The organism is Siminovitchia terrae (assembly GCF_003605405.2).
GTDB classification, from domain to species: domain Bacteria; phylum Bacillota; class Bacilli; order Bacillales; family Bacillaceae_C; genus Siminovitchia; species Siminovitchia terrae.
On sequence record NZ_QYTW02000001.1, the window covers coordinates 266,575 to 282,030 of the forward strand.

General features: G+C 41.5%; 13 protein-coding genes. 1 reads left to right on the forward strand and 12 read right to left on the reverse strand.

The genetic code is table 11. The features are described 5' to 3' along the window. Positions 1-68: 68 nt before the first annotated feature. The 12 genes from ehuB to D5F11_RS01350 all read right to left on the reverse strand — a co-directional run bounded on the left by ehuB (position 69) and on the right by D5F11_RS01350 (position 13,981). On the reverse strand, positions 69-968 hold the full coding sequence (gene ehuB, locus D5F11_RS01300) for an ectoine/hydroxyectoine ABC transporter substrate-binding protein EhuB (RefSeq protein ID WP_120118686.1): 900 nt from the start codon (positions 966-968) through the stop codon (positions 69-71). 280 nt (positions 969-1,248) lie between these two features. After that, positions 1,249-2,952 carry a PucR family transcriptional regulator gene (locus D5F11_RS01305; RefSeq protein ID WP_120118685.1) on the reverse strand — a complete coding sequence of 568 codons (1,704 nt, stop codon included), beginning with the start codon at positions 2,950-2,952 and terminating at the stop codon, positions 1,249-1,251. Beyond that, positions 2,949-3,980 carry a hydroxyectoine utilization dehydratase EutB gene (gene eutB / locus D5F11_RS01310; protein ID WP_120118684.1) on the reverse strand — a complete coding sequence of 344 codons (1,032 nt, stop codon included), beginning with the start codon at positions 3,978-3,980 and terminating at the stop codon, positions 2,949-2,951. The genes D5F11_RS01305 and eutB overlap by 4 nt, the downstream gene beginning before the upstream one ends. A gap of 440 nt (positions 3,981-4,420) precedes the next feature. Next, positions 4,421-5,860 (reverse strand): Na+/H+ antiporter NhaC, encoded by a 1,440-nt coding sequence (gene nhaC / locus D5F11_RS01315; RefSeq protein WP_120118683.1) that lies wholly within the window; start codon positions 5,858-5,860, stop codon positions 4,421-4,423. 105 nt (positions 5,861-5,965) lie between these two features. After that, positions 5,966-6,385: a PaaI family thioesterase gene (locus tag D5F11_RS01320; protein WP_120118682.1), complete on the reverse strand. Its 420-nt coding sequence runs from the start codon at positions 6,383-6,385 to the stop codon at positions 5,966-5,968. A 139-nt stretch (positions 6,386-6,524) separates the two neighbouring features. Continuing rightward, positions 6,525-7,670 (reverse strand): Leu/Phe/Val dehydrogenase, encoded by a 1,146-nt coding sequence (locus D5F11_RS01325; protein ID WP_120118681.1) that lies wholly within the window; start codon positions 7,668-7,670, stop codon positions 6,525-6,527. Between the two features lie 24 nt (positions 7,671-7,694). Next, a complete protein-coding gene (locus D5F11_RS01330) occupies positions 7,695-8,954 on the reverse strand; it encodes a dihydrolipoamide acetyltransferase family protein (RefSeq protein ID WP_185830432.1) in 1,260 nt (419 codons plus the stop codon). Between the two features lie 12 nt (positions 8,955-8,966). Further along, on the reverse strand, positions 8,967-9,959 hold the full coding sequence (locus tag D5F11_RS01335) for an alpha-ketoacid dehydrogenase subunit beta (RefSeq protein ID WP_120118680.1): 993 nt from the start codon (positions 9,957-9,959) through the stop codon (positions 8,967-8,969). 1 nt (position 9,960) lies between these two features. After that, the gene (pdhA, locus tag D5F11_RS01340; protein WP_120118679.1) at positions 9,961-11,052 is read right to left on the reverse strand and encodes a pyruvate dehydrogenase (acetyl-transferring) E1 component subunit alpha; all 1,092 of its coding nucleotides are present in this window, start codon (positions 11,050-11,052) and stop codon (positions 9,961-9,963) included. Between the two features lie 24 nt (positions 11,053-11,076). Then, on the reverse strand, positions 11,077-11,226 hold the full coding sequence (locus D5F11_RS25785) for a hypothetical protein (protein ID WP_185830433.1): 150 nt from the start codon (positions 11,224-11,226) through the stop codon (positions 11,077-11,079). A gap of 654 nt (positions 11,227-11,880) precedes the next feature. Next, entirely contained in the window at positions 11,881-13,440 is a 1,560-nt protein-coding gene (locus D5F11_RS01345; protein ID WP_120118678.1) for a DUF4179 domain-containing protein, read from the reverse strand. Further along, a complete protein-coding gene (locus tag D5F11_RS01350; RefSeq protein ID WP_185830434.1) occupies positions 13,418-13,981 on the reverse strand; it encodes an RNA polymerase sigma factor in 564 nt (187 codons plus the stop codon). Before D5F11_RS01350 ends, D5F11_RS01345 begins: the two co-directional genes overlap by 23 nt. Before the next feature lie 676 nt (positions 13,982-14,657). Here D5F11_RS01350 and D5F11_RS01355 point away from each other — a divergent pair. Beyond that, the gene (locus tag D5F11_RS01355) at positions 14,658-15,257 is read left to right on the forward strand and encodes a hypothetical protein (protein WP_120118676.1); all 600 of its coding nucleotides are present in this window, start codon (positions 14,658-14,660) and stop codon (positions 15,255-15,257) included. The last annotated feature ends 199 nt before the right edge of the window (positions 15,258-15,456 follow it).

The following is a 15,456-nucleotide window of genomic DNA, read 5'->3' on the forward strand; positions in this document are numbered from 1 at the left end:
AACCCCCTTGCGTCTATGGGGCATTTGCTAAATTTTATTAAAGAAAATTAGGCAAATGCCCCATTTTATTATTTTGAACAACGGTCTTCTGTCGTTACATCATCCGGAAGGTTGTCCTCGCCAAACCCGAACTCTTTAAAGATTTCAAGAATTTTTCCGGAATCGATCAGCTTTTTCAATTCTGCATTGTATGCTTCCCTCAGCTCGTTGTCCTCTTTTCTGAACACCGCAGCACCGTAGCTCATGACGCTTTCTCCACTAATTTCAGGCTGTGTGAACGGCTTGGCCTCTTCCACCTTGGACTGGTCCGCTGATTCAACCGCTTCGCGGAGCGTCGCTTCCGTCATCACCGTCGCATCTACACGACCCGAGCTTACTGCAGCGATGTTGGAGGAAATGCTGTCTGCCGTTTCAATCTGACTATCTTTGACGCCAAGCCCTTTCAGGAACTCATGCTGGTTCGCTCCTGCCATGATGGACACCTTCACATCTGGGTTTTTGGCAATGTCTTCATAGCTGTGCAAGTTCTTCGGATTCCCTTTCTGGACAGCCATGCCTTCCCCATAGCGGATTTCCACGTCGCCAAATGCCGCTTCTGAACAGCGTTCAGGCCGAATGTCCATGCCTGCAGTGATGACATCAAAGCGTCCCGCCTGCAATGCCGGGATTAAGGAACCGAATTCCGTGACTTCCCCTTCGACTGTATTGATGCCCATTTCCTTGAAGACTGCTTTGGTAATTTCAGGTGCAACACCTGTCACATCTCCGTCAGATGTTTTATAGCCATACGGTTTTTCATTTGCTACACCAAGCTTCACCTTGCCTTCTTTCATAAGGCGATCAAGCGCAGACGTTTGCGCTTTTGAATCCCCGTCGTTTTTTCCTCCACTCGAACTCTCGCTGCTATTTCCGCAAGCGGTCAGCAATACCAATAAACCAACAATGAATATCATTGACCATTTTTTCATTTCAAGAACTCCCCCTTACAATGTTTATCCATTATTTTCCGAACAGCCTGTCTTACAAATCCTCCTTTCAAATAGCTAAAATTATGTAAGTGCTTACATTTTTTATTTATTATAATTATTCAATAAGTAAAAAACATTATTGAAACTGTATGAATTTTGATTACCTGTTTTTATACAATTTGATTACTTCGGCATAATGAACGTTTCACTCTCGGATTTCCATCGACCCTTCCTCCCTAAAAGTAAAAAACAAACCAGCCCCGGTTTTGGGGCTAGTTCGCTATGTCAAACGATTGATTTGTTGATCCATTCCTCGGTTTCCGCTGCTCCTCCAAATTTTTATACTGAAATCCAGCAAGAATACATCATCCGGATTCGTCAAAGAGAGATTGGTCAATGATTCGATCTTCCTTAGCCTGTATAAAAGCGATTGCCTGTGGAGGTTAAGGACGCGGGCCGCCTGGCTCACATTGCCGGCATTTTCATTATAGACAATGAAAGTGTTGATCAGGTCCATTTCCCTTTTTTCATCGTATTCTACCAAAGGTGAAATGGTAGCCGTTGTAATTTCCTGCACCTCTTCGTTCCTGCATAAGGTTAATATCAGCCTGCTGATCTTCGAGTTGTCGAAGTGATACCGCTTGCCAATCCCTTTTTGTTTTCTGCCCACTTCCAAAGCCGAAGCCGCTTTATGATAGCTTCTATAAAAAGACATGATCCCGTCCCGATGTTTTCCTATCCCCCATGAAACAAGGACGCCCGGAAGAAGCTTGTTCAATCTCCGGTCGACCAAATCAAGAAACTGGTTAACCGTTCCGTTTGAAGAGGATTGGGTAATAGATTCGTTTGTTTGTAAAAAAACAATCATCTTGTCACCTTCCTGGGCATACATTGTCTGGCGGCGAATGGATTGAGCCGCATCAGCCAACTCCATTTCAATATACGCCATCATATTTTCCAGCCAGGATTTCTTCGTCTGTATATTATTGTTCTGCTCTTGGTAAAACAGGGACTCCAAATTTTCGGGGTACCCAATCAGGCATTCATACGGCAAATCTACATCCAAGCCAAGGTCTTTGGCTTTTTCTCTAAGCAACTGTTCGGGAAGTTCCTCTTCTTTTATAAGAGTCTTGACAAATTCCTTTTGCAGCATATTTTTATTTTCAGCTATGGCATTTTCACTTGTAAACCATAATGCACATACCATGACCGCCTGTTCTATAAGATTGGCATCCCTCAGCTTCATCTTGTAGGAAGGCGGCGCCACGATAAAAAAGTCCCCCTGATTTTGCTCACTTGACTGGATTTTCATATGAAACAACTGGGCATCCATCGTCTCGGCTCGCTTCATTTTGGAGAAAATTGGATGATGTGATTCTTCCACATCCTCGCTCTTTTTCATATCATTCCACATCCGTCGGACATCCCTTATTTGAGCGGAACCTCCTGCCACATTCCCCCTGTTATTCATAACAAGTAGCGGCAGTCCCAGTTCCTTTTCAATGACAGAAACAATGGACAGAAAAGGCTTCTTAGTTAAAAACATCTCTATTAATTCCTGCTGCACTTCCTTCAGCCGGATCAACTCGTCCTGCTGCAGCCTGTTGATGGCGCTTGTCACTTCGTGAATGATATCGGCAAACCTGATTTCCCATGGCAAATCGATCATCACAAACTTGTTTTCTTCCGCAAAATCAATGATTTCTTCCGGAATCCTATAAATATAATGGCCGGTGGCGATAGCCAGCGCAGAAGCACCTGATTCGTAGACGTCTTTTACAAAATCAAAAAATAAATGGGGATCTGTATAGCAACCTATCCCCGTACTAAGAACCAGCTCGTTTTCACGAACAAAATTTTCAACAGGGCGCTCAATGACCGAAACCCATTCAACTGTTTTCTTTTGGAGCTCTTTTTTACCCGAAATGATTTTGGCTGTTTCAAAAATAGGAAACTTGAATACATCCTCCAAAGACAAGTTCAATATCCACCCACCCCTGTCTGATGAATCTCGTAGTCTTGCATAACTTTTGAAATAACAGAGAGATCAACGTTATTCCCCGTAATGATTGTCCCTACTTTGGACAATCCTGGCGGAAGCTTTTTCTGTAAAATCGCAGCAACTCCCGTAGCTGCTGCCCCTTCTACAATCATCCGGTGCTCGCCAGCCATGAACCCCATAGCTTCTGCTATTTCATCTTCGGAAACCAGAATTAGATCGTCAGCGTATTGCTTGACGCTTTCAAAAGTATATTCATTGTTCAATCCGATACCGCCAAGCAGGCTGTCTGCAAGAGTAGACTGCTCCTGTAAAACGACCGGCTTTCCTGCTTTGATGCTTTCATACATAACAGGTGACCGCTCCATTGAAACGCCGATCACTTGAATGGACGGATTGTAAGACTTCAACGCAAGTGCAACCCCTGCAAACAATCCTCCGCCAGACAATGGAATCACAACCGCTTCCAGGTCGGGAACCTCTTCCGCCATCTCGAGGCCAATAGTACCCTGGCCGGCTATAATATCAGGATCATCGAACGGCTTGATCACCGTCAGCCCTTGCCTTTCTTCAAGCTTACAGCAATATTTTTCAGCGTCGTCCTGGCTGTTGCCAACAATTTCAATATTTGCCCCCGCTCGCCGGATAGCATTCACCTTCGCTTTTGGAACCCTTGGTGAAATACAGACAGTGGCCCCGATTCCCAGCTTTTTGGCGACAAAGGCAACGGCTAGCCCATGGTTACCCGTTGAAAAAGTGGCGACCCCTCTCTTTTTTTCCTCGTTGGAAAGTTTTAATATTTTATTGGCAGCCCCTCTTACTTTAAAGGCACCGATTTCGTGATAGTTTTCGAGTTTGATAAAGACTTGTGAAGAATGGCTTTCTGATAAAGGAATAGAATGGATAAATGGAGTAGGCTTTACAATTTGATATACTCTTTTTCGTGCTTCAAAAATGTTTTTAAGAGACAGGCTGTTGATTGACTGACGTTCTTTTTTCTCTGCGTTGCGCAAAGAAATCCCCCCTTTTATTCCATAAAAATGAAAGCGCTATCTAAATAGTATCATATTTTTCCCTCAACTTTTCTGAAAACAAAAGATGTTTATTCTATAACCGCAGAAAGGATAAACAAAAAAAAATCGTAAAAGATTTTATCGTCCGATTAATAAACACTTCCATTCACTTCAATTAAATATCATAAACCATTATATTTTTTTGAAAAAACACCATACAATTATCACCTTGTATGAACTTTAATTTGCTAATTTATACAATTTGTATGAGAATTGCATTTTCGTTTCCGCAATGTATCTGAAGTCAATTCCGTAATTTTTCAGCCCACCAAAGTAGATTTTAACCAAGAGTAATATATGTTTATTCTAAATGAACCAATCAAACAGCAAAAAAAAGCCACTCACCTCGAAAATTAAGGTAAGTAGCTTTTAAGACGTTGTTACATAATACTTTTAAGTGTTGAATTTTTTTTAAGCCCCTGTTTGGAAAATCCCTCATGAGAATAATCTTTTCTCGCAATAGAGATATCCATATATCCGTATACGATATTAATGGCAGGCACAAGAAAAGCGAAGAAGATGAATGGGATAAAGTCCATTGGACTAACGCCCAACACCTGGGAAGCGAAAACTGATGTTACACTCCAAGGAATCAGGTTAATACCGACCGTTCCAGCTGCTTCCACACATCTGGAAAGATTTTTTGTGTCCAGACCCCGTTCTTTATATTTATCCCTGAAAGTTCTAGCTGGAAGGATGATCGACAAATATTGTTCTCCGCTTGCCAATCCAACTAAGAAAGTTGAGGCAATGGTCGATAAAATCAGCGAACCAGTACTCTTAATTTTACTTGCCACCGTCTCAATAATTCGTTTGAATGCTCCAGTTCCGTCCAGTATTCCGCCCAAGCCTGTCGCCAAAACAACAAGGCCGATCGTAGGCAGCATTGAGGTGATTCCTCCTCGGTTGAGCAATGAATCGATTGTTTCAACTCCGGAATCAACTTTGTAGCCATCCGTCATTACATTTACGATTTGGGTGATATTGCTTCCTTGCACGAACAAGGCTGCCAAGGCTCCCAACGCGATGATGAAAATGAGCGAAGGAACAGCAGGAAGCCGTTTAAAAACAATATACAAAGTAAGCAATGGCAAAATTAAAAGCAGCGGGTTGATGAGAAACAACTTGTCCAGCCCCTGCATGATCTCTTGAACTTTCCCATCTGATGCAGCTCCGGTGGAGTAATTCAGACCAACCACCCAATAGAGGATGAGAGAAATGGCAAATGCCGGAATCGTATCCCACAGCATATGGCGGATATGACTGAATAAATCTGTATCTGCCATGACCGGTGCAATATTGGTTGTATCTGATAACGGTGAAAGCTTGTCTCCCAAAAAGGCACCGGATATGACCGCTCCGGCAACAATAGGTGCTGGAAATCCTAGGCCTGAACCGATGGCCATTAGGGCAAGTCCAACTGTTGCGAGAGAAGTGAATGAGCTTCCAAGCGTCATGGAAACAATTCCTGTGATAAGAGCGACTGCCGGAAGAAAAATTTTCGGGCTAAGTATTCCGAGGCCATAGTAAATGATGGTTGGAATCACGCCGCTTAAAATCCATGTACCTACGATGACACCGATAAGGAAAAGGATGAAAATGGCAGGCAAGGCCCTGGCGACCCCCTGAGCAATGAATTTCTCCAATTCTGCCCATTTAAATCCTGCCATCAACCCGACAATCGCGCTTGCCACGATACCGCCCAATAAAGGAATGAACATGCCTGCATCCCATTTGAAGATGGTCAGCGCTGCCAAAATGGTGAGAATCACAATCGGAGCCACAGCATAATATATGTTTAATTGTTTTTGAGAACTCATGAAGAATGAAGACCTCCGTATTTTAATGAAACGAATGAGCTGATCTATCTATTATACACTTCATTCGTCTCTTTAAGTTCAATTGATATCTTTCCAAAATCTTCACTATTTTTCAATGATCATGACAGAAGAAACAGCGTTCCCAACCTTTTTATCATTCTGAACCAATTCCGCCGTCAGATAGGCCACTTTTCTGCCCAATCTTTCAACAGATGCATAAACTTCTACTGTTCCTGGAAAAACCGGGCGGTGAAAAGTTGTGTGCAGATCAATAGACGCAAATGTTTGGTTTTCTTTCAACTGCGATGAAATGGCATATGCCATCATGATGTCAGCCGCTGAAGCAAGGTATCCGCCCATTGTGACACCAAGCCCATTAAGGAATTTCTCATCTACCTCCCAAATTCCTTTTGATTTTCCATCCTTTGCATGAACAGGCTGGATTTGCAAGGTAAGATCACAATTTGGAGGAGTGGCCCCATTATTGGCCACCTCCATAAGATCAATCGTTTCATATTTGTTCATATGTTCAGCTCCTCTTCCCTGTTAAAAAAAGCATCAAATTAGCTTGTCGCCCCTAAACGCCCGTCTTCCACATTTCAGCTCAGTCTGTACATCGATGAACAGGCGTTTTCGCTTTTCTTTTATGTTTACGCTTTCAATATTACTCTTTTATGTTCCACTTCGGCCTGCGTCCCCTAGAAAAGAAACTATTACGGGTTTGCTGGCCCTCAATCGTCTTTTGACACTTCCTATTTGCGGCCTCCACTGTTGTGATGCAGTCAAGGGCTGCCTGATTAAAAATTTCAAGCAGAGAACGGTAAATTTCTTTCGTTTTGAGCAAGACCCGCTCTTTATTCGGCCCATAAAGTTCGTCAGCAACCTGGATCAAGCCGCCGGCATTGACGATATAATCGGGTGCATATAGAATTCCTTTTCCGTTTAGTACATTTGCATGGCGGAGGTCTTTGAGCTGGTTATTGGCTGATCCGACAACAGCCTTCACCTTTAACTTAGGAATGGTTTTATCATTGATAATACCACCCATCGCACACGGAACAAATATATCCGCTTGTACGCTGTAAATGTCATCACTTTTTACAATGGTCACTGAACCGCCAAGCTCTTCTGATTTTTGCTTAATGGAATTGAGGACATTTTCATGTATATCCGTTACAAATAAATCGGCGCCGGCTTTTAAGAGCTGTTCCGCTACTTTATACCCTACTTTTCCCAGCCCTTGAATAGCATATGTTTTACCTGAAAGGCTATCGCTTCCAAATAAATACTGGTTTGTAGCCTTCAGTGCATAAATGACTCCCTGGGCGGTCGGAATCGACGAGTCGCCGCTTCCACCATACTGCTCAGGAATTCCGTTAATGAAATTCGTCTCTTTCTGTGCATGGACAAAATCATCCATCGTGGTCCCCATGTCAGTACCTGTGTAAAATCGTCCATTCAGTGATTCCACAAATTGACCAAATGCACGGAACAATGCCGGAGATTTATCCTTTTCTGGATCTCCAATAATGACCGCCTTCCCGCCGCCGAAATCGATATCGGCGGCTGCGCATTTATACGTCATTCCTTCTGACAGGCGAAGCACATCTTCCAGAGCTTCATCCACATTTTTATAGGGATACATGCGAGTTCCACCTAAAGCGGGGCCTAGGGTTGTATCGTGGATAGCAATGATAGCTTGCAGGCCGGATACCGGATCATTACAGAACACAATCTGCTCGTGATTCGCTATTTTTTGAAAAACGTCCTCATTACCAATTTTTGATGACTTTTCAAGCTGTTTTGCCATTTCTTTTTCCTCCATTCAATCTTATCAGACAAGCTCCAGCATTAATTTTTTGGGATCTTCAATCAAGGATTTAAATCGGTTTGTAAAAGCAATTGCTGTTCCACCGTCGGCGACACGATGGTCAAACGTCATTGTCACGTTCATCATGGAACGAATCACGATTTCATCGTGCTCATTGACGACAGGCATCTTTTTCGTTTTATGGAATGCCATAAGCCCTGTTTCAGGATAATTGATGATCGGTGTTGCGCCAATGCTTCCCATTGGACCAACGTTGCTGATTGTAAAAGTGCTGCCTGTGATTTCACGCACTGCCAGCTTGTTCTCTTTTGCCTTTTGTGTCAATTCCTTCATTTCTTGATGGATGGCACGTAAGGATTTCTTATCCGCATCACGAATAACCGGAACGATCAGGCCTTCTTCCGCATCCGCTGCGATTCCCATATGAACCGACTTTTCAAGACGGATTACTTCGTTCTCTTCGTCTAATTTGGCATTAAAAATAGGATAATCTTTTAACGCGATAGCCAGCGTTTTGATAAAGAATGCTGCAACAGAAATGTTTTCATCCATTGCTTTCAGCTCTTTGCGGAAATTAAGAAGCTCAGTCATGTCAATCTCTTCATAATGGCAGACATGCGGGATAGTAAAGAGTGACTGGCTCATTTTCATCGCAATTTGCTTGCGGCGGCCTTTAAATGGAATCGTATCAAATGACCCTTCAGGTCGACTTACTGTTGACCGTCTTTCAACAATCGGCATTTCCGTATGTGCGGCGGCTGCTTTTGTTGTCTGGCCATTATCTCTTGCTTCCACATAGCGAAGAACGTCTTCAACTGTGATTCGGCCGGCACGTCCCGTTCCTTCAACAACTGTGATATCAACGTCATTTTCCCTGGCAACCTTCCTTGTGTATGGAGCTGCTTTTACCCTATTGGATAGCGGATCACCCTTTTTCCTTTCCATGATCATCGATTTTTGTAGCGGCGCATCCGGCGCAACGGTTGTTGCAGCTTCCTCCTTTGCAGGAGCCGGATCTGTACTTTGCTGTTCTGAGGCGATGGTCAAAATGGTTGTGCCGACAGAAATCGTTTTTCCTGTATCAACCAGAATCTCTTTGACAGTGCCATTTGCCGGCGATGTCAGTTCAGCCACCATCTTCTCCGTCTGGACCTCTACAAGTGGCTGGTCAACACTGACATTGTCCCCTGCTTTCACTAGGTACGATATGATATCCCCTTCCGTCATCCCTTCACCGATATCATGCAATTTTACTTCGATCATTCAAATCCCTCCTTAAAAATTGATGACTTTGTCAATCGCTTCCTTGACACGTGCAGGGGTAGGTAAATAATGTTCTTCCAAAGCCCAGAACGGAACATGGACATCCGCTCCAGTGACTCGTTCAATCGGAGCTTTCATATATAAAAAAGATGTATCATTGATGATTGAAACAATATCATTTCCGAGTCCGCCCGTTCCGTGCGCTTCATGAACAATGACGCAGCGCCCTGTCTTTTGGACCGATTCGGCGATGATCTCTTTATCAATCGGATATAAAGTCCTCAAATCGATTACATCGCAGGTAACGCCTGTTTTCTCCGCATCTTCCGCAGCTTTCATGGCGACCGGAATCATCGCTCCCCAAGAGATAATCGTGACATCCTGCCCTTCTTTTAACCGATCTCCTTTTCCGATTTCCACGGTATATTTTCCTTGCGGTACCTCTCCCCTTACCGAGCGGTAAAGGCGAAGAGATTCCAGAAACAGAACCGGGTCCGGATCTTCAATCGCCGATATGAGCAACCCCTTGGCGTCATATGGATTGGACGGGCAAACCACTTTGATTCCGGGCATATGGGTAAATAAAGCTTCCACACTGTCCGAATGGATTTCCGGGGCGCGGACACCTGCTCCATATGGTGCACGGATTACCATTGGTACTGTAAATTCTCCCATCGAGCGATAGCGCATACGCGTTGCGTGAGTCATGATCTGTTCATAGGCTGGGTAAACGAAGCCTAAAAACTGGATTTCAGCTACCGGCTTCATCCCATACATCGCCATTCCGATAGATGTACCGATGATTCCTGCCTCACTCAATGGAGTATCAATGACCCTTTCTTCGCCAAATTCCACTTGAAGTCCATCCGTCGCTCTGAACACCCCTCCGTTTTTTCCAACATCTTCCCCCAAAACAAGTACTTTCTCATTTTCTTTCAGCATCGTTCGCAGCCCGTCCGTAACTGCTTGGATCAATGTCATTTGTTTCGTCGAAGTTGCAAGCATTCTAATTCTCACCTCTCAAATGTTTCAGATATTTTTGTTTATGTTCTGCAATGGGCCATGGCGCCTGTTCAAATATGTGGTCATAAAGATCGTTAACATCCGGAGCAGCCATCGTTTCCATCACTTTTACGGCCGCTTCAATTTCTTCCGTAGCCTCTTCTTCAATTTTTTGGGCCCAAGCGTCGTCCCAATAGTCATTTTTCTTCATGAAAAGCTCAAGCCGCGTGACCGGGTCGTACTCTCTCCTATCTTCACTCTCCTGTTGATTGCGGTATTTCTTTGGATCGTCCGCTGTGGTGTGGGCACCGTATCTCCATGTAACCGCTTCAATTAGAGTTGGACCTTCGCCGCTTCGCGCTCGCTCCAATGCTTTTTTCGTCTCAAAGTAAACAATGAAAATATCATTCCCATCAATGCGGACACCCGGCATATCATAAGCTACTGATTTTTGGGCAATCGTTTTTGAATTCATCTGCTTTTCAATAGGAACAGAAATCGCATAACCATTGTTCTGATTAAAAAATACAACCGGCGCTTTGAATACGCTTGCAAAATTCATCCCCTCATGAAAATCTCCCTCTGATGTAGCTCCGTCACCGAAATAGGCAATCGATGCTGTAGTATGGCCTTGAAACTTCGCTGCCATGGCTGCACCAGCTGCAAGAGGAAGCTGTGTAGCAATTGGAACAGACGGCGGAAGAATTTTCTTTCCTTTCGGTGGTACGTTCCCCTCAATGCGACCATTCCAGTTGGATAAAATATTGTAAGACTGGCCAAAAGTGATAATTGCTGCATGATCTCTGTAAGTGGGAAACATCCAATCCTTGTCACCAAGAGCTAAAGCGCTTCCAACTTGTGCCGCTTCTTGCCCTTCAAAAGGCGGATAAGTGCCTAAACGTCCCTGGCGCTGAAGATTGACCGCTTTTCTGTCAAACAATCGCATCGTCTTAAGCTGACGGTAAAACCGTTGAACCATTTCCTCCGTCATCTCACTTTTATACGTGTCATCTACAAGATTTCCTTTATAATCCACAATCTGAAGCATGGGAAACTGTAATTCTGCGTCAAATTGCCTTGTCTCCGTTATTGTCATTGTCCACCGCTCCTTTACTCATTTTTAGAGCATTTTATCAAATGCGCCTTGGCGTATTTGCGCCCAGATTTTATCGAGCTTGGCTCGACAAATTCCCTCTGAAAATCTGTGGCATCCGCCGGAGGCTTTAACTTTATTCAACCGTGCTTTGAAGCCCCATGAATGGAATACCAATATGCATTCAACTTACCACTTACAGAAGTAGGAGACTCCAGCTGAATGAAGTTAAAAATCTCTTTATTAATTGTCAGCTTAATATAAATGAAAAGTCCGTGCAAACACACGCTTCAACGCGTTTTTTCTTTATAGCATCAACCTTTTAATCTGCTAAAGTGAGTGTTTTGATCTGGATTTTTCGGACAGAAGGTTAATCAGACGAATGAGGATGGATATAAGAGGGCCGCCGGAGGGAGAGCAAATTGAAGATTTATGAGCGAAATGGATTGGATTAAAAAAGCTGAACGAACGGTACCAAAAAAAGGTTACCTCCTTCACGCTTTGCGAGTTGGTAACCTTTTTTATCTGATTATCCTAAACTAATTTCACTTATCAACTTCGATTAATGAATTGAAAAGTTGTATGTCGTTTTTAGCCTATTGCAGCTTCTTCGTTGTTTACTTCTATGGGATTACTTCCTGTATTTAGTTAATTTAGTAATATCCCCATACTTGAGATAGCAGCCCGGTCCAAATCATACACAATCCGGAAACTGATTTCACTGCCACCCTAACTGTGATATTTCCCTAATATTCTTGCCTTTTTTGTAGTACCTTCTTTTTATTACAGTTTGTATGGGTTTCAGCTATGGCTTTGACAGCCTCCCTAAGATTAATATAATGGTACCTTCCATTTATCTTTGACTTCATAATAACGGGTCGCGGAAATAAGGTGTAACGTTAATTCTTTAGGTATTTCATTAACACCATAAGAAAAAAGAGTGGTTGTTCCCAAGTCATTTATATCATTAGAAATACCTCCGCTTTGAAAAGTAGGGTATGCCTTTCCTTTATCGTCCACTAAGACCCAATCTGCTAAATCAGAACCTGTCACTTCTCTGTAACCTTCGATCTCAATTTGAAACTCAGCTTTCTTTAATTTTACTTTTTTAATCGTCATAAAGTTCCCTTCGTATTCAAATGAGACAGGTTTCTTCTTCAACTCTTTCGGCTTCATTGTAATAGAAAAATCTGACGGCTCTGTTTTATATATTCCATCTAATACAAAAGTGAGCTCATGATCATTTTCTATTGGGATAAATGAATCGTTCCAAGCGACATGACCGATGTCTCCCAGGAATTGTCCGGAAGCTTGTAAAAGGCCCAATTCATTATCAGGACCATTGGGAAATGTAACTTTATTATAAACGGTTTTCATCTCCTCATTTTCGATATGATATTTAATATCGTTTCCATAACTATTTTGCATATCATTTGCTATTTCTTTTCCATATTGCTTTTCAAGCTTTCCAATGTTTTTCTCTAATTTTATTTTTTCTTCCTTTGTAAAATCCGTTTCGTACAATAACTCAAAAGAAGAAGGTGTAAATCGAACTTTCTGCATGTCGATCATGACGCCATGCTGATTCGTTTTAACATTTTGAAATGGTACAGTTTTTGTCGCTTTAAGACTTTCTTTTAAATCAACAGGGACGTCCAGCTTCCAGCTACCCTGTTTTCCATTTAATCTAGTTAAATTAAAATTGACAATAATGCTATCCAATTCTTGATGTTCGCTTAATGAAAATTCGATTAACCCATAATCGGTTGCATTTGTTAAAGCCATGTCCGTAAGTTCTAGGGGATTACCAAGAGAATCTGTTGCTCCTACTTCGTTTCCTTTATCTAATAAACTTAAATCGATGTTTTGTGATTTTCCATTTTTATTGAGGATTTCATAGGAAAGAGCAACCCGAGAAGAATCTGCGACAACATCTTCAATTTTAAATGTAATCCCTTTATCGGTTACTTCACGATCGACACGTTCCGAAAATCCTGCTTCCGTCGCCATTCTTAACCCTTCATCAACACGCTCGGTTGCGAACAATCCACCAATCCATTGAGCAAGAGTCGGATTTACTGTAACAGTTAGACCAACTGCTAATACAAGACCTGCTGCTAAAAGTGCTATGGGTTTCCAATAAGCCCTTTTCCGTAGAAATGATTTCTTTTCATATGGTCTAATCTGCTCAAGAACAAGTGAATCAAAATCATCCGGTAATGTTGGTGTTTGCAATGTTTCTTTTATAAATTGGTGTTCCTCCATGAGTGCTTTAACGACACGTTTGCATTCGATGCATCCTTCCAGATGGTCGTCTATATTAACAGATTCATGCCCAGTTACTAAATCATCTACATAAAGTGAAAGTTCATCTACAGTTGGACACTTCATTAAAATAGCCCCCTTCCCGTTTAATTGTATTTCTCATTTTTTTCTTAGCGCGATGAAGTTTATTGCGAACGGTTGAAACAGGCACATCAACAAGTTCGCTGATCTCTTCATAGCTCAACTCATTGACATATCGTAATAGGATAATCATCCGTTCATCCTCTGGCAAAGTATCCATTAGCAACTCTAACTGCTTGTTTTTCTCCTTTTTTAGAAAAATAACTTCTGGATGTTCGAGGTTCTTCTCCATTGATTCTTCAGTCATCCTAACCTCTATGTGACGTTTCTTTCGAAATTCATCCATACAATGATTGATTGCCACGCGATAAATCCAACTGGCAAACGACCCTCTGTTATCATATTTACCAAGCTGGTAATACACTTTGATCAACGCTTCTTGTACTAAATCTTGTGCATCATGCGGATTTCTCGTCATTCCCAGAATCGTGGCATATAACTGATTTTTATATTTATTAATAATGTGTGAGTAGGCCTGTTTGTTTCCAGATAGCACTTCTTGGACCCACTGAATTTCCTCTTGCATTGTGACCTCCTGCCTCAAACGACCATGCGCATGCCGCGTTTTTATGTTTCAACTAATATAACGAGTATAAGCTTCGAATAATTTCACTTATTGGAGAAGTTTTTTAAGAAAGTACTAAACAGGAGTTAATGGGTCTAATAGACGTCGTTTGTTATAGCTTCTATGCATAATTGTTTTTAACAAAGCTGGATGTTTAATATGCGCCCATCAATTCTTTGTCAAAACCTACAAAAAGAACAATTAATCTGTAAAATTAAAGACAAGTAAATGTTCCTTATCCAAAGGAAAAAAGGATCCATCCCAAGACGATGCGTACAAACCGAAGTTATGTTACAAAGCAATACACAATAAACAAAAAAACAGGCCCATAGTATACAGCCAATCTTTCTGCAATAATTGATGATACAAACTTCAATAAAATTAAATCGTAACCTTGACAATATTCAAAGGGAATATATGAAATTATCTAAATAGGAACTAACTTGCAGAAAATAATTCAAAATGGATAGCCAATCATTTTAAAAAGTTTAAGTAGGTGATACATTAGTTGTATCACTACTTCTTCAATTAATGGGCAGTTATTATGAACAAAACGTATTCCAATAAAAAGGTACTTAATGAAATAACTTGAATAACCGTTAATATTCTATACAGTCATTAATTAAAGGTGGTAAATATGAAAAAATTATTTGGGACCCTGATATTAATTTTGTTAGTCGGCTCACTAGGTGCCTGTAGTAATAACAATTCTAATACAATGATTTCAGCTGCTAATGTAAACGAAAGAGAAGAAACTATACTTTCCACTATTACTAGCGAATCGTTTTTATTTGATTTCAATAATACGGAATACAAGGAAGTAGCAGTATGGGTGGAAAAATATGAATCTGGTAAATTGGTTGACGATCAACTAGGCTATATGACGACACAGGTAGATAAAAAGGGGTCAATTATTTTAGCAACTGCAAAAGCAAGTGATAATGAAAAGCAGCAAACATTTCATATTGGGGTTGGCGATCAAGATGGGACATCCTCTGCCAGTGTCTTAGATAAAAAACCAAAAGACGCAGATGCTATGTCAATTGTGTACAGTGGATTGCCAGAAGAAAAAACATTAGATGGCGGAGAAATCTTGTTGGCAAATATTGCTTATTCCAATAATGAATTTGGAACAAGCTCAATTTCTAATCAGTTTTATGAAGATCCAGAGGCCCATATGGATGAACTAAACGAATACAACGTCGTTTATCTGTTTAAAGCTAAATTTATGAAATAGCGATTTTATATGATAATGATTCAATTGAACGAGCGATTTAGTTGAACAAGCATATGGGATTTTGTTGTGTGGGGTAAAATTTCGATGTTGTAGTAGTTGTGGTGGTCATTGTAGTACAAGTAAGGATAGGTTGAGCCCGTTTTATTAAGCTCACCTATCCTTCAGTTTTTAGCCCATTTAATTTATGACAACTTATTGA